Origin of the sequence: Mycobacterium sp. DL99, from assembly GCF_004762045.1 — a bacterium.
GTDB lineage: Bacteria > Actinomycetota > Actinomycetes > Mycobacteriales > Mycobacteriaceae > Mycobacterium.
Genome location: NZ_SJOM01000007.1, coordinates 5,466,415 through 5,487,093 on the forward strand (window position 1 = coordinate 5,466,415; position 20,679 = coordinate 5,487,093).

The window sequence follows — 20,679 nt, forward strand, 5'->3', positions numbered from 1 at the left end:
CACCCGCTCGCGGGGCAAAAGCAGAGAGGTCAGTAGTGGCCCGGGCCGCGGCCGGCCATGTCCTCCAGGCGGCGGATCCGGTCGTCGATCGGCGGGTGCGTCGAGAACAGCTTGCCGATGCGCTCGCCGGCCCGGAACGGGCTGGCGATCATCAGATGCGCCTGGTCGGCCAACTGGGGCTGCGGGGGCAGCGGCGCCGCCTCGACCCCACCGGAGATCTTGCGCAGCGCCGAGGCCAATGCCAGTGGGTCACCGGTCAATTCGGCACCGGACTGATCGGCCTGATACTCACGCGAACGCGACACCGCCAGCCTCACCACGGTGGCCGCGATGGGACCCAGCAGCGAAACCAGAAGCATGGCAAGAGGATTGGTGCCCTCACGGTTGCCGCCGAACATTCCCGCGAACATGGCCATGTTGGCCAGGGCGGTGATCACCGACGCCATCGCGCCCGCCACACACGAGATCAGGATGTCGCGGTTGTAGACGTGCGAAAGCTCATGGCCGAGAACCGCACGTAGTTCACGCTCGTTGAGGAGCTGCAGAATGCCGGTGGTACAGCACACCGCGGCATTGCGCGGATTCCGTCCGGTGGCGAACGCATTCGGGTTCGCGGTGTCGGAGATGTACAGGCGCGGCATCGGCTGATGCGCCGTGGTGGCCAACTCCCGCACAATCCGGTAGATCTCGGGCGCCTGTACCTCGGTGATCGGCTGGGCGTGCATGGCGCGCAGCGCCATCTTGTCGCTGTTGAAATACACGTAGGCGTTCATGCCGACGGCGAACAGCACGGCCAGGTACATCACGTTGCGGCCGAACAACGAACCGACGAACACGATAAATGCCGACATTCCGACCAGCAGGAAGAATGTCTTGATCCGGTTCGCGTGCGGGTTCCACGTCATCGCAGTTTCCTCCTAGGCAACTACTCGGCAACCATCGCTGATTAAACGCTCAGTTACCGCCCGTGGTTCCGGAATCAGCCGTGACGATTGACCGTGTAGTCCACGAGAGTGGCCAGCGCGTCGCGCCCCGGCCCGGCCGGAAGGTCTGCCAACACGTCGCGAGCCTGCGCCGCGTACTCGGCCACGGTCTCCTTGGCGCGTGCCATACCGGTCGACCGCCGCAGCAGCGTCAGCGCCTCGGCGACGTCCTCATCGCGCTCGACCGGGCCGGCCAGCAACTCACGCAACCGGTCCGAGTCCGGGCCCGAGTCGCGCAGCGCGTAGAGCACCGGCAGGGTGTGCACGCCCTCACGCAGGTCAGTGCCCGGGACCTTGCCCGATTCGTCGGGATCGCTGTCGATGTCGATGATGTCGTCGGAGATCTGGAAGGCGGTGCCCACGATGCCGCCCAACCGGTGGAGCCGGTCGATCTGGTCGGCGTCGGCCCCCGAGAACGTCGCGCCGAACCGCCCCGAGGCGGCGATCAGGCACGCGGTCTTCTCGTAGACCACTTTGAGGTAGTGGTCCACGGAGTCGACATGCTCGGCCGCGCCGCGGGTCTCGCGCATCTGACCGGTCACCAGTTGCGCGAATGTGTCAGCAATCACACGCACCGCGTCGGGCCCGAGCAGTGAAACCAGCCGCGAGGCCGTGGCGAACAGGTAGTCGCCGGCCAGGATGGCGATGTTGTTACCCCAGCGGGCGTTTGCGCTGGGCGCCCCGCGTCGCATCTGGGCCTCGTCCATCACGTCGTCGTGATACAGCGTGGCCAGGTGCACCAGCTCGATCACCGCAGCCGCGATCGCGACCTCGGGATCGTCGGGCCGGGGGCCCAGGGACGCCGAGAGCACGGTGAACAGCGGGCGGAACCGTTTTCCGCCGGCCTGGAACAGGTGCTGGACTGCCTCGGCCATGAGCTCATCGGCTTTGCCGAGCTCATCAGACATCAGTTGTTCGATCCTGGCGACGCTGTCCCGGACGTCGGCGGCGAACGCCGCGTCCCCGAAATCAACGCCTGCCACCACAGTCGCTGGTGTCCTCATTCGTCCAACATACTGGGAGCAATGGATATCAAGGCAGACGTGGTCGTCGTCGGCGCGGGACCGGCCGGGTCGGCGGCCGCCGCATGGGCGGCTCGCGCCGGTCGCGACGTGCAGGTGGTCGACGCGGCACAGTTCCCCCGGGACAAGTCCTGCGGCGACGGGCTGACGCCGCGGGCCGTTGCCGAGCTGGAGCGGCTCGGCATGGGCCCGTGGCTCGACACCCGGATCCGGCACCACGGCCTGCGGCTGTCGGGATTCGGCGCCGACGTCGAAGTCCCGTGGCCCGGGCCGTCGTTCCCGTCCACCGGAAGTGCGGTCCCACGCACCGAGCTCGACGACCGGATCCGCTCGGTCGCCGCCGACGACGGTGCGAAGATGCGCCTGGGCGCCAAAGTCGTTGGAGTGAATTACGACTCGCGTGGGCGGGTCGAATCCGTACAGCTCGACGACGGCGCCACGATCGGTTGCACGCACCTGATCGTGGCCGACGGGGCCCGCTCCACCCTGGGCCGCGTGCTGGGCCGCACCTGGCACAAGGAAACCGTCTACGGCACCGCGATCCGCGGCTACATCGCCTCACCGCGCGCCAACGAGCCGTGGATCACCTCGCATCTGGAGCTGCGCTCCCCCGAGGGCCAGGTGCTGCCCGGCTACGGCTGGATCTTCCCGCTGGGCAACGGTGAGGTGAACATCGGCGTGGGCGCCCTGGCGACGGCCAAACGTCCCGCCCACGCCGCGCTGCGGTCGCTGCTGTCGTACTACACCGAGCTGCGCCGCGAGGAATGGGGATTTACCGGGGAGCCGCGGGCCGCATTGTCGGCGCTGTTGCCGATGGGCGGCGCGGTGTCCGGGGTGGCCGGGCCCAACTGGATGCTGGTCGGCGATGCAGCGGCGTGCGTCAACCCGCTCAACGGCGAAGGTATCGACTACGGGCTGGAAACCGGCCGGCTGGCGGCCGAACTGCTGGGGTCCGGCGACTATTCACACGCCTGGCCCGCACTACTGCAGGACCACTACGCCCAGGGGTTCTCGATCGCCCGAAGGCTGGCCCTGCTACTCACGCTGCCCCGGTTCCTACCGGCCTCCGGCCCGCTGGCGATCCGCTCGTCGTTCCTGATGAACATCGCCGTGCGGGTGATGGGCAACCTCGTGACCGAGGAGGACGACGACTGGGTCGCACGAGTGTGGCGCACGGCCGGGCTCGCCTCGCGCCGACTCGATCAGCGCAAGCCGTTCAGCTGATCGCGGTCAATTGCGGTTGAGCATCCAGATCCGGGCGGACAGCGCCGTCGCGAAGGCACACCACAGCGGATAGGGCGCCAGCGCCGCGCCCGACGCGCCCTGCGCCTGCACCGCCCGGCGGGTCAGGTCGGCGCTGCTGCCGGTCAGCACGGCGGCGGTGACGGCCGCGGCGCCGAGTTGGCGGCGGGAGAAGAACACCCATGACCATGCGGCGTTGACGGCGAGGTTGCCGGCCAATGCCACCGTGTGGGCGCGGGCCTGATCCTGATGCCCGTCGGTGCGCAGCCGGTCGATCGTGCGGGCCGACACCACCGCGATACCGGCGTACAGGATCGGCCAGACGATCGGAAAGGCTTGTCGCGGAGGCTGAAACGACGGCTTGCGCAAGGACTCGTACCAGTTCGACTGCGCAGGCCCGCTGGCCAGCCCGCCGACGAGTGCGGTGGTCAATGCCGCAGTGGCCGTCTTGGCCAGGGTGATCGGTCGCATGCCGATGTGGTTACCCCGATCGGGTGGCGCGCACACCCACGTGCTGCTCGCCGATTTCTACACCCGGGTCGTGATTCGCGCCTTGAACAACCCTGGCGTAGAAAACGGTGACGATTGAGCAGAACGGCCTAACGTCAGCGGTACTCGCACAGGTAGGCGGTCTCGGTCTCGACGCGCAGCTGGAACTTGCTGTCGGCGGGCACGGTGAACTGAGTGCCGGCCGCGAAGGTCTCCCAATCCTCGCTGCCGGGCAGCTTGACGGTGAGCGCACCGGAAACCACCCGCATGATCTCGAGCTGGGTGGTGCCGAACTCGTACTCGCCGACGGCCATGACGCCCACGGTCGCGGGCCCCTCCGGCGTCGTGAAGCCGATCGATGCGACGTCGCCACCGAAGTACTCGTTGACCTTGAACAATGCGGCTCCTTGAAGTCGGGTGAGCGGTCAGAATACCCGGGCGAAAAGCACCCGCCACCAGCTACACCACGTACTTGAGCACCCCGAGCATCGCGTTCTCGTCGGCCGGCTCACCAGCGCACCGCTCGAGTGCGGCCAGCACTGCCGACGTGTCCATCCCGGTGCCGATCAGCACCAACTCGGTGGCACCCGAGCGCCGCTTCTCGAAGCGCAGCGAGCTGCCGACCAGCTGTAGCAGGAAGCTCTGGGCGCCGAAGTCGACGAAACCTTTGGCGCGGTAGAGCCCAACGGGGCGATCCCGCAGAAACTCCATGAACAAGCGTGGGTTGACCGCGGCATCGGTGCGGAACTCGACACTCTGATACTCGGGATGGTCGTGGTCATGCTGGTCGTGCAGCAGCTCGTCGAAGGACAGCTGGGCCTGCGGCGCCCGCTTCGGCGGTTCGATCAGCATCTCGGGGTCGATGCGGGCAAAGTCGGTGGGCAGCACCGGAACCCGAGGACTGAGCTCGCGGATCCGCGCCAGCAATCCCTCGACGTCGGTGCACGAGGACGCCTTGTTGAGCACCACCAGATCGGCGACCGGCAGCCCGTGACTCAGGTCGGGTTGCAGTCCGTCGAGGACCAGGGCCAACCCGGCGTAGTGGAAGCGGGGATCGTCGACCGTGATGATGGTGCGGGCCAGGGAGGCCGGTTCGGCCACACCGCTGGCCTCCACCACGATCAGATCCAGCCGGGGTTTGACGGCGGCGAGCTTGCCCAGCATCTCGCCCACTTCTTCGCCGTCGACCACACAGCAGATGCACCCGTTGGACAGCGACGCCATCGCATCGACCTGCCCCGCCACCAGCATGGCGTCGATGTTGACCGCGCCGAAGTCGTTGACCAGCGCACCGATGCGGACCCCACGGCTGTTGCGCAGCAGGTGGTTCAGCAGTGTGGTCTTGCCTGCGCCCAGGTGCCCGGCGACCGCGAGCACGGGTACGGATCCGGTCGACGTCACCGGGCCATCGTAGGGTTATTGGGAATGGTTTTCATCTGAGCAGGTCAGGTCGGCCAGCGGGCATCGACGATGTCCAGCACGTTGGGCAGCTTGGCCCGGTACCGCGCCTTGTCGGCGGCCTTGAACGGGGCCCACCACGGCGCCTGGAACAGCTCGACGATCTTCACCTTCGGGCCCGCATAGCCCGACGCCAGCAGCACCCCGTTGGCGGCGTAGCGACCGCCTTCGTTGGCGCCCTCCATCGTCGTGACGTTCTGGTCGGTCTTGATCCACTCGCCGGCCAGGAACAGGTTGTCGATCCCGGTCGTGGCTTCCGGCCGGCGCGCCCACGACCCAGGGTCCTGAATGAACAGCGGTTCGTCGTTGCGCACATTCGGCGTGCCCGAGTCGATGATCGCCGGGTCGAGGAACCACGAGTGCAGCATCGCGTCGGTGAGCACTATGCCGGTGTCGTTGAGGTGGGCCTTGATCTGCGCCCAGGCCTCGGCCGCGATCTGCGGTGGCGTGCATTGCCGGGCGCTGAGCCCGTTGAAATTGCCCGGGGTGCTCCAGTCCGAGAGGATCGCCGACAGACAGTCTTTGACGGTCCCGTCGCCGTACGACGTCAGCGGCCGTTTCCAGAACTGTGCCTCGCTGATCGACGTGAGCCCCCAGCCGGAGTCGACGTAGTTGACGTGGCCCTTGGTGACGTCGACGCGTTCCCGCAGGAAGAACATCAGGCCGTTCATCCACTCGGTGCGCAGCGCGGCCACCGAGGCCAGCTTGGGATCGGCGGCGATCACGTCGGGGGTCAACACCGCCGCCAGCTTCTCGCACGGCACGGCGGAGATGTACCAGTCGGCCACCACCGGTTGAGCCACCCCGTTGCCGTCGACCACCGTCGCCGAGGCGATGTGGCGGCCGTTGGGAGTCAGCCGGGCCAGCGCCTGCCCGAGCCGGAACGTCACTCCCAGCGACTGCAGGTGCGCCACCCAGGGGTCGATCCACTGCAGGCTGGTGGGCCCGTTGAGGACCCGGTCGAATCCCTTGTTGTCGATATCGTTGCCCAACAACAGGATCGACCACACCGAGGCCTCACCGACCAACCCGATCGAATGTGCGCTGGCGTCTTTGGATTTGGAGGCGGCAAGATTCCGGATGATGCCGTCGGCCAGATACCGGTTGTACTCCTTGCTCTTCCGGTCCGCTCCGATGTATCTCTCCCACGTCATGTTGTCCCACTGGCCGAGCTTGCGCTCGTCGCAACTGGTGACGTAGACCGCGAGCTTCTGAGCGGCGTACACCGCCTCCAGGGGCGGCAGCCGGAACAACGTCTGGAACACCGCGGCCACCGACTCGGTGAACGCCTTCGGGGTGATCGGGTTGGGCAGCGTCGGGATCGGAAACGGCAGCGGGATGGTCAGATCCGCCCGCCCCAGCCCCGAGTGCAGATACGACGTGGCCCGGGTCAGGTTCTGCCAAACTCCGAAGGTGTTGCCCGTGAACGGGATGCGCCGCATCGTGTCGGTGACGTTGCGGTAGAAGCCCGGGAAGAACCGGAAGCCGTGTTCGGCCGGCAGCGGACTGCCGGACGCGCTCGGCGCCGGGATCGACCTTGCCTTGCCGCCCAGCGCTTTCCGTTCGAACACCGTGACGCGGTACCCGCGCTCGGCCAGTTCGTGCGCGGCGGTCAGGCCGGCCACCCCGGCACCGAATACCGCCACCGTCGATCCCGGTGCCGCGCGCGCGGCTCCCGGCCTGCTCAGCGCGGCCGCGGCCACCCCAGCCGTGGCCGTGCCGGCCAGAAACGACCGCCGCGAAATATGACGCTCCCCAACCCCACCCGACATACCGACACCACCTCAGTTCGGCAACCCCTGTGCGCGCTAAGTTAACGGCGATTCTCCAACGAACAGGCCCGACACGCCGACCTGGATGCGGTCCGCATTGATGTGATCGCTTGATCACATCCGCCGGGATTGAACCACTACAGACCGCACAAGACGGGCGCGTCAACTCGAGAATGACCATTCACTTAATTGTTGCGGCGACGTCATGAAATGTGACATGCTCCACAGACGACCGGGGGGTCGAAACGGTGCTCAGCACAGCCGGTGCCACCGGCCGGCCCCGCGCATGCCACGACGAGCGCGGAAGGAACTCGATGACCTACGAGCTACCGGCGTCCAAGGGTCCCGTACGGGATGTCCTGGTCCAGGGCGGCTACGTGCTCGGCTTCTCGGTGCAGGCGCTCGTCAGCGTCGTCACCGCGGTGGTCCGCCGGCGCCTGGTGCTCGACGAGGTCGTCACCCAAACCCTGTTCATCGGGCGGGTGTGCACCGGTCCCGCCCTGCTGCTGATGATGCCCATCGGCGTGTTCATCGCGGTGTCGGTCGGTGAGCTGGCCGGGCGCATCGGTGCCGGGGGCTACTCGGGCGCAGTGGTGGCGTTCATCATCGTCGGCCAGGCCGCGGCCCTGGTGTGCGCGTTGATGATGGCCGGCGTGGCCGGTTCGGCGATCTGCACCGACCTGGGATCACGCACCATCCGCGAGGAGATCGACGCGATGGAGGTCATGGGCCTGGACGTGATCGAGCGCCTCGTCGCGCCCCGCCTGGTCGCCGCCGTCATCGTTGCGCTGGCCCTGTGCTCGATCGTCACCTTCGGCGGCGTGATGGCCTGCTACCTGTACCACATCAGCGTGCAGCACCTGCCCGCCGGAACGTTCCTGGCCACCTTCAGCCAGTACGGGCAGGTGTCGGATTTCGTTATGGCACTGATCAAGTCGGCGGTGTTCGGGCTGACCGCCACCCTGGTCGCCACCTTCAAGGGCCTGCACACCAAGGGCGGGGCCGGCGGCGTGGCCAACGCGGTGAACGAGGCCGTGGTGCTGGCCTTCGCCCTGGTCTTCATCCTCAACACCACGATGTCGGCGCTGTACACCGTGGTGGTTCCGGCCGTGGGCAGTTACCGGTGACCGCGATCACCAGCAGCGCTGCCCTGCACCGGATTTCGCGGCCCGCCGTCGCCGGGTACGACGCACTCGCCGTCGCCGGCCAGCACGTCACGTTCTACGCCAAGGTCCTGGGGTCCCTGCCGTACGCCCTGGTCCGCTACCGCAAGCACACCCTGGGACAGATCGGCGAGGTCACCTTCGGCACCAGCTCGCTGCTGTCCGGCGGCGGAACCATCGGCATCGTGTTCGCCATGTCGCTGGCCGCGGCCATGATGCTGGGCGTCGAGACCCAGCGCGGCCTGGATCTGGTCGGGATGAACACGCTCTCGGGCATGCTCGCCGCGATCGCCAACACCCGCGAACTGGCGCCCGTGGTGGTGGCAATCGCGTTGGCCGCCAAGGTCGGAACGGGATTCACCGCCCAGATCGGGGCCATGCGGATCTCTGACGAGATCGACGCACTCGACGCCATGGCGCTGCGCTCCATCCCCTACCTGGTCGGCACCCGCGTGCTGGCCTCGGTGGTCTGCGTCATCCCGATCTACATGATCGGACTGCTGGCGAGCTACCTGTCCACCCGCACCGTGGTGGTGATCTTCAACGGCGCCTCCCCCGGCACCTACGACTACTTCTTCCACCTGGCCCTGGGCCCGCGAGACCTGCTCTACTCCGGCATCAAGGCGATCGTGTTCGCGATCGTGGTGGCGCTGGTGCACTGCACCTACGGCTACTTCGCCTCGGGCGGGCCCGCCGGGGTGGGGCAGGCCGCGGGCCGGGCACTGCGCACCGCGATCCTCGCGGTCGGAATCCTTGACGTGCTGCTGACCTTCGCGCTGTGGGGCCTGGTCCCCGAGATCCCCGGGATGGGAATGTGAACGGGCCAGGCAGATCCAGGAAGCGAAGCAGGCGCACCGACCCCAGCCGGGCACGTCTGGCGCTGCGCGGGCTGGCCGCGGCCGCCGTGGCGATGGCCGTGGCATCCGTGCTGGTGGCCCGGGCCTCGGGACATCTGGAACGCAGCGCCGATGTGTTCGTTGGGGTGCCGGTGTCGGCCGGGCTGATCACCGGCGGATCCCCGGTCCGCTACCACGGTGTCAACGTCGGGCGCATCGCCGACATCGAGTCGGGCACCCGCACGTCACGGGTCCGGCTGGCGATCGAACCCGACAGCCTGGGCATCATCCCGTCCTCGGCGGTCGCGCGGATCGTGCCCCGCACCTTCTTCGGCGACATCTATCTGCAACTCGTTGACCCGCAAGGCAACCGGTCGGCAACCGGGCTGAAGCCGGGAGACACCGTGGCGATCGATGACAGCCCCGACGCGATGGCGCTATACGACGTGTTCACCAAGATCGTCGAACTGTTCTCGCAGATCAAACCCGAACGCATGCAGACCGCCCTCACCGCGATCAGCCAGTCGCTGCGTAACCGCGGCACCGAGCTGGGCACCACGATCGACAACCTGAGCGCCAGCGCGCAGGTCCTCACGCCGTCGCTGGTGCGATTCCTCGACACCACACCGCAGTTCCGGGATGTGATGGCCTCGCTGAACACCGCGACCCCCGACATCATCTCGACGCTGTCGGCGGCGACGTCGGTGTCCAATCGGATGGTCGACGACCAGAAGAAGTTCGCCTCGGCCATCGACGGTTTCGCCCGGTTCTCTTCAGTGCTCACCTCGTTCATGTCCGATCACCGCGAGCAGTTGATCACCGTGGTCGATTCGGCCGGGAAGATCATGGCGACCACCGCCGCCCAGCCACTGGGTCTGGTCGACACCCTGGCCGGCGCACAGTCGTTCGGTGAGGCCGGCGCCAAGGTGTTCGCGACGGGCAAGTTCAACATCACCGCCGTGGCGACCTTCGCCGGACCGATGCCGTACTCGCTGCAGGACTGTCCGGTCTACGGGAACACCCAGGGCGCGCGCTGCGCCGAATCCGCACCGTCGGGCGAGGTGCCGGATCAGCCGGCCGACGTGCTGGCCCGCCCGGCCGCCGACCTACCCGTCAATCCTTTTACCCCGCCGGCCCCGCACCTGCCCACGAATTCGTTCCTGCCGCCGGGGCCCGGGTTGCCGCAGTCGGCGCCGATCCCCACGGAACCGCTTCCCGCCGAGGCGGTTCCAGGGGCCGCACCCGCGTCAGCCGTCGTCGACGCCGACCGCCAGGCCCATGCCCTGGCGGTCCTGCAGGACCAACTGATCCCCCCGACCGGTGCCCCCTCGACCCAACCCAACATCGCCACGGTGCTCATGCTGGGCCCGCTCGTGCGCGGCACGGAAGTACAGGTCTCATGAACCGCAACGGTGGTTGGCAGTCGTGGGCCAAGCTGGGCGCCTTCGGCACGGCCGGGATGCTCAGCGCGGTGCTGGTGATCAACACCCTGTCGGTGCCGGTGCGCGGTAGCACCGTCACCTACCAGGCGCAGTTCACCAGCGTCGAGGGCCTCAACGTCGGAAACCCGGTGACCATGAACGGTATTCGGATCGGCCGGGTGGATTCGATCCGGTTCGCCCCCAACGCCGACGGCACCAGCCGGGCTGACGTCGACATCGAGGTCAACTCCGACTTCACCCTGACCGGCAACGTCACCGCGGCGGTGCGCTACGGCGACATGCTCGGTGCCCGTTACGTGGCCCTGTCCGACCCGGGCGGCGCCATCATGGACGTCTCCACCGACGAACCGCCGGCCAGGCTGGCCGCCGGCGGCGTCATCCCCCTGGCCCAGACCTCGCCGGCGGTGGATCTGACCGCATTGCTCAACGGGTTCAAGCCGCTGTTCGACGCGCTGGCCCCCGAGCAGGTCAACACCCTCACCCGCGGATTCGTCGAGACCTTCAGCGGCCAGACCCAGACCTTGACGACGCTGCTCACCCAGATCGCAGCCATGACATCGAGTTTGACCAACAACGCTGGGATTTTCACCCAGCTGATCGACAACATGTCGGCACTCATGCGGACCATGAACACCCGTCAGCCGCAGTTGGAACAGTTGCTCACCGGGCTCAACCGGCTCAGCGCCGCGGTGACCTCCGGCGACCGGCAGTTCGAGATGCTCATCGACCAGGGCAACGCCGTGCTGGCCACTCTGGCCAACACGGTGAACAACTCCAGCGCCGCCTATGGAGACACCATCACCAATCTCAATTCCATGCTGCAGACCTGGCAGCCCAACACCGAGCAGTTCACCACGCTGCTGGCCCGGCTCCCGGAGTTCGGCGATGCGATCAACCGGACTTCCAGCTACGGCGGGTTCGTCAGCCTGTACCTGTGCAACTTCACCCTCAAGATTCGCAGCCACGAAGCCAACATCTTCGGCAGCAGACATTCCGAGGTGTGTTTGTAGATGTTCCTCGTCAAACTGATCGACCTCTTCGTCGGCGCGGTGATCTTCCTCTTCGTCAAAGATCAGCGCAAGCACAACCCGTCAATCCCCTTGGCGCTGGGCATGATCGGCACGATCACCCTGGTCGCCATCATGGTCGTCTCGATCGGGATCCCCCGCGCCGTCTACCACATACGGACCAACGCGTATGTCGCCGAGCTGGCCAATGCGAGCGGACTGTCCGGCGGCGATCCGGTGTATGTCGCCGGGGTCCCGGCCGGGCGGGTGGAGGACGTGGCCCTGGCCGGCGACCGCGTCCGCGTCGGTTTCCGGCTGGACAAGGCTCAAGCGCTGGGCAACCGCACCACCGTCACGGTGCGACTGCGGACGGTGCTGGGCAAGCGGTTCCTCGACGTGATGCCCGCCGGGACCATCAACGGGTTGGACTCCAACGTCATCCCGTTGTCGCGCACCACCGTTCCCTACAGCCTCGACGAGGTGGGCCGTAAGGCCGCCGACACCGCCGAGCACATCGACCAGCAGCCGTTGACGGCGATGATGAGCACCCTGGCCGAGACGATGCCGGGCAACAGCACCGAGCTCGGCAAGGCGCTGGCCGGGATCAGCGCGGCCAGTTCGGCGTTCGCCGACAACGGCGACAAGATCGACGAGATCCTGCGGATCAGCCGGTCGATGACCGAAATGCTGTCCCACCAGACGGATTCACTGGCCGACACCGCGGCCAACGCGCAGTACATCGTGTCCTCACTGGCTGCGCGGCGCCAGGCACTGACCGACATCGTTCACAACCTGACCGCGATCATGCGGCACCTGGCCGCGATCTACACCGAGAAGCAGGCCGATTTCAGCAGTCTGATCGCCGGCCTCACCGCGGTCACCGGAAACTTGAAGGCCAACGTGGACAGGATCGACCAGACCCTGCAGAAGATGCCCCCGGCAATCCGGGCCGTCACCAACGCCACCGGCAACGGCAACTGGGCCGACGTCAACTCACCGTCCGTGGTGATGCCCGACAACCTGTTGTGCTTCCTCAACGTTCAGCGGGAGTGCCGATGACTCGTAAAAACCGGAGCATCGCTTTCGTACTCGTCGTGGTCCTGTGTCTGGCCGCCGGCGGCTGGTACGTGTTCGGCCGCACCGACCGGTCCCGGACCGTGCATGCCGACTTCGGCTACATCAACGGCATCTACCCGGGCAGCAAGGTCACCGTGCTCGGGGTGCCGGTGGGACGGGTCACCGCGGTGACGCCGCAGGGCACCACGGTGCGGGTCACCATGACCCTTCCCGACGACGTCATGCTGCCCGCCGAACCGGACGCCTATGTGGTGAGCCCGGCGCTGATCAGTGACCGCAGTGTCGAACTCGGCCCGGCCTACAGCGGAACCGGGCCCACCCTGACCGACGGGCATGTGATCGGGGCCGACCACAGCCACTCCCCGATCACCTTCGACAGCATGCTCGGCAGCCTGAGCACGCTGACCTCGGCGATCGGCCCGCAACAGGGCGACATCGGTGCGGTGCTGACCCGAGGCGCCGAACAGTGGCGCGACCAGGGCAAGCTGTTCAACTCCGCGATGCGCAACCTCAGCGCCGCCAGCGGCGTACTCGGCGCCCGGGCCGAGGACATCGGCGCGGTGGTGGACAACCTCAGCACGCTGATGGCCGCGTTCAACCAGCGGCAGGTGTCGCTGAACCAGATGGTCGACGAACTCGGCCAGGTCGGCGGAAGCTGGGCCGACGCCAACGTCGACATCGCCCAGCCCATGGCCGATCTCAAGGTCGTGCTCGATCAGGTCGACACCTTCGTCACCCAGCACGGCGACGACCTCGGCACCATCGCGGCCAACCTCAACGCCGTCGGCGACGTACTGACCGCCAATCAACCCCAGCTGGCCGAATTCATGGACCTGGTACCGCTGATGATGCAGAACCTGTCCAACACCGTCGGCCCCGACCGGCGCGGCCGGATCCGGCTCAACGTGTCCACGGTGCTGACCCAGTTCGCCGCGGCGCAGAACTTCTGCGACCGCAACATGTTGCCCATGTGCGTGGGGGCCGGGATCACCAACCCGATCTCCTACCCGATCAGCCGGTCGGACCCGCTGGGCATCGTCACCGCGGTCACCGGCAACACCCCGCCGCCGAACCCGAAGTACCCGAGGTGAACGGTCATGTCTAGATCCCTGGTTCGCCTCTCGACCGGCTGCGCGGTGGTCGTGGCCGCCGCAGGCGTATGGGCGTTGAGCGATATCGGAATTCAGGACCTTCCCCTGGGCCGCACCTCCCCCACCGACACCATGGCCGTCACGGTGGTGCTGCCGACCGCCGACGGCATCACCATCGGCGCCGACGTCCGCAACGGGCAGAAGGTGGTGGGCCGGGTCAGCGGAATGAGCCTGGCCGCCTCGGGAGCCTCGGTGCAGCTCAGCCTGGCCGACGCCGACGGCCTCGACTCCGGAACCGTCGCCAGCGTGGAACTCCCATCGGCCCTGGGCAATCCGTTCGTCCGGCTCAGCAGCGCACAGCTCGCACCCCAGCGTGCGCTGCGCGACGGCGACGTGATCCCGCCCAGCCACACCGAGCTCGGGCCGCAGATCGAAAGTGCGCTGGCCACCTTCGGGGCGCTGTTGTCCCGCAGCGGTGTCGACCAGCTCGCCACCATCGTCACCGAACTGGACAAGGCGTTCGGAGGCCGGGCCGACAAGGTGCGCGGGCTGATCGACTCGATGTCGCTGCTGGCCGACAAGGCTTCTGAGCACCAGGGCGAGTTCGATCAGGCGATGAGCCTGGCCGCCAACATCACCGGGCAGTTCGGCCGCGAGCAGAAAACCGTGGCGGGATACCTCGACGCCGTACCCAAGGTGGTCGCGATGCTCGACGTGCAGCGCGCCAAGCTGCAGACCCTGTTCTCCTCGACCACCGCGCTGGCCGCCACGGCCAACAGTGCGCTGTCGTCGACCGACCTGAACGCGATGGTGACCGACGCGGGCACCGTCGTCGGCATGATGGGCACCTTCAACGACCGGCTCGGCGGGATGCTCACCGCGATGAACACCTTCCTGGAGAAGTTCGGCAACTCCGTCCACGGCGACTACCTGATGTTCGATGGCGCCCTGGACATTCCGGGCACCATCGACAAACTGCTCACCGGAGGGTTGATCGTCAACGGCACCCCCATCACCGGGGACGTGGCCCTGGAGGGGTTCTTGTCGGGAGGTCTGAATTGAGACGCCTGGTAGTGGTTCAGCTGGCGATCTTCGCGGTGATCGCCGTGATCGTCATCCCGTTCGGAATCCGCTATGTGGCCGGGCCCCAGGGCTTCCGGACACCGATGACCCTGACCGCGACGATGACCGACGCGTTCGGCCTGACCGCGGGAACCAGCGTCACCGTACGCGGCGTGCAGGTCGGCACCGTCGACGATGTGTGGCTGGCCCCCGACGGGACTGCGATGGTGCGGCTGGCGATCGACCCGGACACCCGGATCCCGCGCGACGCGATCCTGACCGTCGGGATGGGCACGGCCGCGGGTATTCAGAGCGTCGACATCATGCCGCAGTCCGACGCCGGGCCGTACCTGGCCTCGGGCGACACCATCGCCGCACCGGCCGACCGGCAACCCATCCAGATGGACCGCATCATGGGCGACACCGCGCAACTGGTGAAAGGCATTGACACCCAGGCGGTTCAATCGGTCGGCACCGAACTGTCGAATGCTTTCGACGGGCTGGGCCCCGATCTCGCCATGCTGATCGACAACGCGTCGGACATGTCCACCCGCATCCGCAACCAGACCGGCCAGCTGCAGCCTCTGATCGACGGCACCGCCGAGCTGGTCACCACCATGGCCGGCCAGGGCGATCCCTTCGTCCGCGGCATGGGCGCCAGCGCCCGTCTGGCCAATCAGCTCGACGGCAGCGGCCCGGCCTTCCTGTACCTGACCGACCGCTCACCGGCTGCGCTGAAGTCCCTGCAGCGGGTTCTGGACACCTATCAGGGCACGTTCGGCGCCACCTTGGCCAACCTGGCCACCGTCACCCCGATCATCGGGGACCGCACCGACTCACTGCAGACCGGCCTGTCGACGATCCCCAAAGGCCTGCAGGATCTGACCTCCATCGTGAAGGTCGACGCCACCGGCCAGACCCGTGCCGATTTCTCGTTGATCGCCACCCAGGGGCCGGTGTGCAATTACGACGTCGACCGCCGGGCCATCGGCGATGTCAGCGCGAAAGAGCCCAACCTGGTGATGTACTGCCCACCCGCACCCGACATGCTGATGCGGGGTGCGGTCAACGCACCCCGACCCAACGATCTCGGCCTGCAGAACTCACAGACCCCGGGGTATCCGATCGGACCCGAAGTGGTCAACGACCCAGTGCAGATCCCGACCCTGGCCCAGCTGGCCTACAAGTGGCGCAGCATCCTGAAAGGTGGCCCGCAGTGAGCAATTCCGATGATGGCGACCAGCGCATTGAATCGGTGCTGACGTTGGAGGATCCCGCTGAAGACACAGCAGACGAAGCCGACGCACCCGAGACTGCCGTAGAGGCGGAGGTAGACGAAACCACCGCGCCCGGCCGGCGCAAGCACCGGCTAGTGGCGGGCCTGGTTGCGCTGCTGGCCGCGGCCGCCACGACCGCGATGGTGGTGTTGTCGATCAGTGAGTACCACCACCGCCAGGACGAATCGCTGCGCACCGAGGCCGTGCAGATGTCGCGTGACTATCTGGTGGCGATGGCCGCATTCGACTACCAGAAGATGGACGCCAACCGTGAGCACATCGTGGCCAACTCCACCCCCGGGTTCGCGGCCAAGTACGACGAGATGGTCAAGGCGCTTCGCGACATCGTGGTGACCAGCAAAGGCGTCGCGACCGCAACGGCCGATCACGTCGTCGTCGACTCGCTCGACGGCGGCACCGCGACGGTCGTCGCGTTCGTCGACCAACACGTCACCAATGTGACTGCGCCACAGGGAAGTAATCAGAAGTACCGGATGGTGGTCAAGCTCGTACGCAGCGGCGACCGCTGGATCGTCGACGACGTGCAGACCGTGTGACCCACTGTTAGCCATAGTTCGTCCCTGAGAGGAGTTCCATGCCAGCGACATACGTGGATCTGGCCGCCGAGCCGCGGCTGACCACTGCCGAGACCCGCATCACCGTCACTCAGCGGGTGCCGCGGTGGATCAGGAAGAAGGACGTCGACCTGTCCGACGCGCTGGACTTCTGGTCCGCGGCCGGGGCGGCGGCCAACGTCATCATGCAGATGAGCTGGCCAGAGGTCGGTTACGGCGTCTCCGAAAGCCGGGTGGAATCAGGCAGTTTGGTGCATCACCCGTGGAAGCGGCTGCGCACCACCGCGCAGTACCTGACCGTCGCGATCCTCGGCAGCGACGAGGAGAAGAACGCCTATCGCGAGGCGGTCAACGTCGCGCACCGGCAGGTTCGCTCCACCGAGGACAGTCCGGTCAAGTACAACGCGTTCAACCGCGAACTGCAGTTGTGGGTGGCGGCATGCCTTTTCATCTTCTACGAGGACACCCATCAGCTGCTCTACGGCAAGATGACCGAGGAGCAGGCCGAAGGTTTCTACCAGAGCGCCATGACGATCGGCACCACTCTGCAGGTGCTCGAGGAGATGTGGCCGGCCACCAGGACCGACTTCGACGCGTACTGGAACACCGCGTGCGAACGCGTCGAGATGACCCCGTTCGTACGGGATTACCTCATGGTTCTGGTGGAGTTGCGGATGATCAACTGGCCGATGCGGATGATGCTGGCACCGCTGTTGCGGTTCTTGACCATCGGCTTCCTGGCGCCGGTGTTCCGCGACGCCATGGAACTGGAGTGGACCGAAACCGACCGGCGCCGCTTCGAGCATCTCTTCCTGTTCGTGGCGTTCGTCAACCGCTTCCTGCCGAAGTCCTTGCGCACCGGCAACTACGCGGTGCTGTTGAAGGATCTGCGCCGCCGGATCCGCCGTAGGAAGGCCCTGATCTGAGCAGGGCGGCGATCCAACCGGTCCCGGACACGATGCTGTCGCAGTATCTCCGGGACCGGCGGTTCCTGTTCGTCCTGCCGAGGGCGGTCTGCCTGCAGTCCCTGCATCCGACGATCGCCACCGGGATCTCGCAGCACGCACTGCTGCACCGGCGAGTCTGGTTGCACCACAAACGCACGGTGACTCAGGCGATCAGGATCGCCTTCGCCGGAGTCGACATGCGGCCGTACATCCGGTTCGCGCACGAAGAGGTCAAGGGCCGCGACCCGGCCGGGCAGAAGTACCACGCGCTGAACCCCGACGTCTTCCACTTCCAGCACGCCACCTACGTGGAAAGCCTTGTGGTGATGGTCAATACCTTCATCCGGAAGCTGGATGAGCGTGAGCACGAGCAGCTCTACCAGGAGTGCTGCGCGTGGTACCGCCGCTACGGCATATCCACCCGACCGGTGCCGGGAAGCTGGCCCGAGTTCTGTGAGTACTTCGAGGACGAGTGCAGTACCCGGTTGTCCGCGGGCGAGCACTTCGAGCCGTTCCGCCGGCAGATGTTCGCGCCGACGGACTGGTGGCCGCGGGCGGTGCCGCGCCGGGCGATCCGGGCCATGCAACATCCGCGGGCGGCCGAGTTGACCGGCACTTCGGTGAGCCCCCGCGATCGCCGGTCCCTGCGGCGGTTCGTGCTGACCAGCCGGATGCTGTCGTAAGAATCTCAGCCGGGGCTCAAACCTGCCATTGCTGTCCATCGCCCTGCGGCGCCGGGTAGCGGTTCATGTACCTGCGGTTCGCGACGATCACCACGCCGATCAGAACTACCATCAGCGCCCCATACCCGGCGAAGAAGACCAGCACGCTGGTGGACGATTCCGGCTTGCCCAGCACCAGTTCGGGGCTGAAATCCGACCCGACTCTGATGCAGGTCACCGCCAAAGGGCCTCGGTCGTTGGGCAATTCGGCCACCGACACATACCTGATTGTGGGCCGGGCACCGCGGGATGTGGTTTTGACCTCATCCGGCGCGGGCAGCGTCAACTCCTCGCCGGCATCGGTGATCGCGGTACAGCGCACCGAACTCGGCGGCTTTCCGTCGAGGTGCTTCTCTTTGGCGAACACCATGTGCCCGTCAGCCGTCGGTGTCACCCGATCACCGCTGTCGAAATAGCCACCAGTGTCCCCGCGGAGCATCACCATGGCGACCGTGACCAAGAGCGCACCGAAAAGCGCGGATACGACGATCGGCAGGTACCTGGCACGCCCCTTCGGTTTCTGCGGTGGCGCGATGGACGGGTCCTGCCACGGCGGTGGCGGCATCGGCTCGATCGGGTAGCGGGGCGGCAGATGCTGCGGGTAGCCGTGGTGGTGCGGCGGGTTAGGCTGCGGCCCCTGGTGAGGGCCGCCGGCAGGTGGGTACACGCAAGGTCCTCTCGTCACCACAGCGATCCATCGCGATCCTAGGGTCGTACCCATTACTCGCAGCGGATTCACACTCGCAACTCTGGTCTAGCATCGTCGCCAGGTAGACGTACACCAGGGGGACCGTCATCGAAAGCGCACCATCGCCGGCCTCGCAGGCACAATTGCCTCCGCACGCCCGGCCCGTTGCTGGATTCCCGTTCGGCGAACCTCTGCTCTACCTGCGCGCCGTGACCGATCCCAAAGATCGCAGCATCTGCTGTTCGCTCGAGAACGTCTTCGACCAACAGTTGGCCCTGATCCAACCCCTCGCTGTGATGCAGGGCGAACGGCACTTCGCCATCTTCCGTCCCGATGGGGCAGTTCTGCTGTACCTCAGCTGGTTCGACGAGCGGTCCCACGCTGGGCCGGACCTGGCGATGCAGGTCACTGACGCGAGTGGTCATCTCGTGGGACGCCTCCGCCGCACCGCTCCGGTTGCGCAGTTCTCCCGATGCCACGGTGGCACATTGGGATTGGAGGCGAACCGGCAGTGGTTGGGCGCCACCGAGATACACCAAAGCAGAACGGACAAACCCATACCGATCTTCGACTGCACCGGGACCCGGATCGGCCGTATCCACGGCCAAGTGATGTACTCCACCGGTTATAAGAGCACCCACCGGTCGTTCTCCGACTATCTGCTCGACAGCCCACAACCAAAGCCTTACCCACTGCCCGAGTTGATGTTGGCAGTGCTGTTCCTCCAATACCTCGAGGAACGGCTCCAACAGGGCCCGGTCACCGGGCTGTTCGGAGGGGCCACATGACCAAGCAACCGCGCCCCACACCCGACGCTCTGGTGGCGCTGCGCAATGCTCGGCTGTGGGAAGCCCAGGCGCAACTCGATTCTGGCGCAGAACGCAACCAGGCACTCCAGGCCGCGTCGCAATGGGCTGCCGCATATCAGGCACAGATGCAGACCCCGACCGGCAAGCGGTGGGTGCCGCTGCGGCGCGGTGCGCAGGATCTGACCCGGCTCAAGGTGCGCGATTACCTCCAGATGGCCCTGATGTCCGCGCTTGTACTTGGTCCTCTGGGCATGATCGTCTGGCGATTATTGACCTGAGGACGGTTTCGTCGCCGCGTGCAGCGCCACGATGCCACCGGTCAGGTTGCGCCACTTGACCTGTGACCAGCCGGCCTCGCCGATGCGCCGCGCCAGCTCATCCTGATCCGGCCAGGCCCGGATCGACTCGGCCAGATACACATAGGCGTCCGGGTTGCTCGACACCGCGGTGGCCATCCGCGGCAGCGCCTGCATCAGGTACTCCTTGTACAGCGTGGCGAACGCACGGTTGGTCGGCGTGGAGAACTCACACACCACCAGCCGGCCACCGGGCCGCGTCACCCGGGCCATCTCACGTAGGCCCGCCACGTGGTCGACCACGTTGCGCAACCCGAAGCTGATGGTGACCGCGTCGAACACCCCGTCAGCGAACGGCAACCGGGTGGCGTCGGCGCCCACCTTGGGCACCGGGCGTGACGCCCCGGCGGCGAGCATGCCCACCGAGAAGTCCGCGGCCACACACCAGGCACCCGATGTCGCCAACTCGACCGTCGACACCGCGGTCCCCGCGGCCAGGTCCAACACCTTGTCGCCGGGGCCGATGCCCAGCGCTGCATGCGTCTGCCGACGCCAGAACCGGTCCTGCCCGAGTGACAGCACCGTGTTGGTCAGGTCGTAGCGCCGTGCCACGGCATCGAACATCGATGCCACTTCGTGGGGGTTCTTCTCCAGGCTCGCGCGACTCACGCCGCCGACGGTACCCGTAGTCCTCGCTGTGAACTTCCTGCGACCGGGAATT

General features: G+C 66.8%; 22 protein-coding genes. 14 read left to right on the forward strand and 8 right to left on the reverse strand.

What is annotated here, in order from left to right; all coding sequences use genetic code 11:
* Positions 1 to 29: 29 nt before the first annotated feature.
* Entirely contained in the window at positions 30 to 905 is an 876-nt protein-coding gene (gene htpX, locus EYZ64_RS26670; RefSeq protein ID WP_135458258.1) for a zinc metalloprotease HtpX, read from the reverse strand.
* Positions 906 to 979: 74 nt separating this feature from the next.
* Positions 980 to 1,987, reverse strand: a complete 1,008-nt coding sequence (gene grcC1, locus EYZ64_RS26675; RefSeq protein WP_167857981.1) for a nonaprenyl/(2E,6E)-farnesyl/geranylgeranyl diphosphat synthase — start codon at positions 1,985 to 1,987, stop codon at positions 980 to 982.
* Positions 1,988 to 2,008: 21 nt separating this feature from the next.
* Between grcC1 and menJ the strand changes: the two genes are divergently transcribed.
* Complete coding sequence (gene menJ, locus EYZ64_RS26680; protein ID WP_135458260.1) at positions 2,009 to 3,229, forward strand: menaquinone reductase MenJ; 1,221 nt, start codon at positions 2,009 to 2,011, stop codon at positions 3,227 to 3,229.
* A 6-nt stretch (positions 3,230 to 3,235) separates the two neighbouring features.
* Here menJ and EYZ64_RS26685 read toward each other — a convergent pair whose 3' ends face one another.
* The 4 genes from EYZ64_RS26685 to EYZ64_RS26700 form a co-directional block, all read right to left on the reverse strand.
* A complete protein-coding gene (locus tag EYZ64_RS26685) occupies positions 3,236 to 3,718 on the reverse strand; it encodes a TspO/MBR family protein (protein WP_135458262.1) in 483 nt (160 codons plus the stop codon).
* 134 nt (positions 3,719 to 3,852) lie between these two features.
* Positions 3,853 to 4,134 (reverse strand): pyrimidine/purine nucleoside phosphorylase, encoded by a 282-nt coding sequence (ppnP, locus tag EYZ64_RS26690; RefSeq protein WP_135458265.1) that lies wholly within the window; start codon positions 4,132 to 4,134, stop codon positions 3,853 to 3,855.
* Between the two features lie 61 nt (positions 4,135 to 4,195).
* Positions 4,196 to 5,137 carry a CobW family GTP-binding protein gene (locus EYZ64_RS26695; protein WP_167857982.1) on the reverse strand — a complete coding sequence of 314 codons (942 nt, stop codon included), beginning with the start codon at positions 5,135 to 5,137 and terminating at the stop codon, positions 4,196 to 4,198.
* Between the two features lie 44 nt (positions 5,138 to 5,181).
* Positions 5,182 to 6,966 (reverse strand): hydroxysqualene dehydroxylase, encoded by a 1,785-nt coding sequence (locus tag EYZ64_RS26700; RefSeq protein WP_135458267.1) that lies wholly within the window; start codon positions 6,964 to 6,966, stop codon positions 5,182 to 5,184.
* Between the two features lie 314 nt (positions 6,967 to 7,280).
* Between EYZ64_RS26700 and EYZ64_RS26705 the strand changes: the two genes are divergently transcribed.
* The 11 genes from EYZ64_RS26705 to EYZ64_RS26755 are packed head-to-tail and all read left to right on the forward strand — an operon-like array spanning position 7,281 to position 18,126.
* Entirely contained in the window at positions 7,281 to 8,093 is an 813-nt protein-coding gene (locus tag EYZ64_RS26705) for an MlaE family ABC transporter permease (RefSeq protein WP_135458269.1), read from the forward strand.
* Positions 8,094 to 8,116: 23 nt separating this feature from the next.
* Entirely contained in the window at positions 8,117 to 8,947 is an 831-nt protein-coding gene (locus EYZ64_RS26710; RefSeq protein WP_044519180.1) for an MlaE family ABC transporter permease, read from the forward strand.
* Positions 8,944 to 10,368, forward strand: a complete 1,425-nt coding sequence (locus EYZ64_RS26715) for an MCE family protein (protein WP_135458271.1) — start codon at positions 8,944 to 8,946, stop codon at positions 10,366 to 10,368. The genes EYZ64_RS26710 and EYZ64_RS26715 overlap by 4 nt, the downstream gene beginning before the upstream one ends.
* Positions 10,365 to 11,417, forward strand: a complete 1,053-nt coding sequence (locus EYZ64_RS26720; RefSeq protein WP_135458273.1) for an MlaD family protein — start codon at positions 10,365 to 10,367, stop codon at positions 11,415 to 11,417. The genes EYZ64_RS26715 and EYZ64_RS26720 overlap by 4 nt, the downstream gene beginning before the upstream one ends.
* Complete coding sequence (locus EYZ64_RS26725) at positions 11,418 to 12,473, forward strand: MCE family protein (protein WP_135458275.1); 1,056 nt, start codon at positions 11,418 to 11,420, stop codon at positions 12,471 to 12,473.
* A complete protein-coding gene (locus EYZ64_RS26730; RefSeq protein WP_135458278.1) occupies positions 12,470 to 13,582 on the forward strand; it encodes an MCE family protein in 1,113 nt (370 codons plus the stop codon). Before EYZ64_RS26725 ends, EYZ64_RS26730 begins: the two co-directional genes overlap by 4 nt.
* Before the next feature lie 6 nt (positions 13,583 to 13,588).
* Positions 13,589 to 14,644, forward strand: coding sequence for an MlaD family protein (locus EYZ64_RS26735; protein ID WP_135458280.1), 1,056 nt, complete (start codon positions 13,589 to 13,591; stop codon positions 14,642 to 14,644).
* Positions 14,641 to 15,864, forward strand: coding sequence for an MlaD family protein (locus EYZ64_RS26740; protein WP_135458282.1), 1,224 nt, complete (start codon positions 14,641 to 14,643; stop codon positions 15,862 to 15,864). Before EYZ64_RS26735 ends, EYZ64_RS26740 begins: the two co-directional genes overlap by 4 nt.
* Positions 15,861 to 16,478 (forward strand): Rv1363c family protein, encoded by a 618-nt coding sequence (locus EYZ64_RS26745; RefSeq protein WP_135458284.1) that lies wholly within the window; start codon positions 15,861 to 15,863, stop codon positions 16,476 to 16,478. The genes EYZ64_RS26740 and EYZ64_RS26745 overlap by 4 nt, the downstream gene beginning before the upstream one ends.
* Before the next feature lie 38 nt (positions 16,479 to 16,516).
* Positions 16,517 to 17,422 (forward strand): oxygenase MpaB family protein, encoded by a 906-nt coding sequence (locus tag EYZ64_RS26750; protein WP_135458286.1) that lies wholly within the window; start codon positions 16,517 to 16,519, stop codon positions 17,420 to 17,422.
* A gap of 32 nt (positions 17,423 to 17,454) precedes the next feature.
* Positions 17,455 to 18,126 carry an oxygenase MpaB family protein gene (locus EYZ64_RS26755; protein WP_135458288.1) on the forward strand — a complete coding sequence of 224 codons (672 nt, stop codon included), beginning with the start codon at positions 17,455 to 17,457 and terminating at the stop codon, positions 18,124 to 18,126.
* 16 nt (positions 18,127 to 18,142) lie between these two features.
* Here EYZ64_RS26755 and EYZ64_RS26760 read toward each other — a convergent pair whose 3' ends face one another.
* Positions 18,143 to 18,832, reverse strand: coding sequence for a hypothetical protein (locus tag EYZ64_RS26760; protein WP_135458290.1), 690 nt, complete (start codon positions 18,830 to 18,832; stop codon positions 18,143 to 18,145).
* Between the two features lie 230 nt (positions 18,833 to 19,062).
* Here EYZ64_RS26760 and EYZ64_RS26765 point away from each other — a divergent pair, with 230 nt between their 5' ends.
* Both EYZ64_RS26765 and EYZ64_RS26770 read left to right on the forward strand, forming a co-directional pair.
* Positions 19,063 to 19,641, forward strand: coding sequence for a hypothetical protein (locus EYZ64_RS26765; RefSeq protein ID WP_135458292.1), 579 nt, complete (start codon positions 19,063 to 19,065; stop codon positions 19,639 to 19,641).
* Positions 19,638 to 19,940, forward strand: coding sequence for a hypothetical protein (locus tag EYZ64_RS26770; protein ID WP_135458294.1), 303 nt, complete (start codon positions 19,638 to 19,640; stop codon positions 19,938 to 19,940). Before EYZ64_RS26765 ends, EYZ64_RS26770 begins: the two co-directional genes overlap by 4 nt.
* On the opposite strand, the gene EYZ64_RS26775 is transcribed toward EYZ64_RS26770, so the two are convergent.
* Positions 19,929 to 20,627 carry a demethylmenaquinone methyltransferase gene (locus tag EYZ64_RS26775; RefSeq protein WP_135458296.1) on the reverse strand — a complete coding sequence of 233 codons (699 nt, stop codon included), beginning with the start codon at positions 20,625 to 20,627 and terminating at the stop codon, positions 19,929 to 19,931. The two genes, EYZ64_RS26770 and EYZ64_RS26775, sit on opposite strands and share 12 nt — an antisense overlap.
* Positions 20,628 to 20,679: the final 52 nt, after the last annotated feature.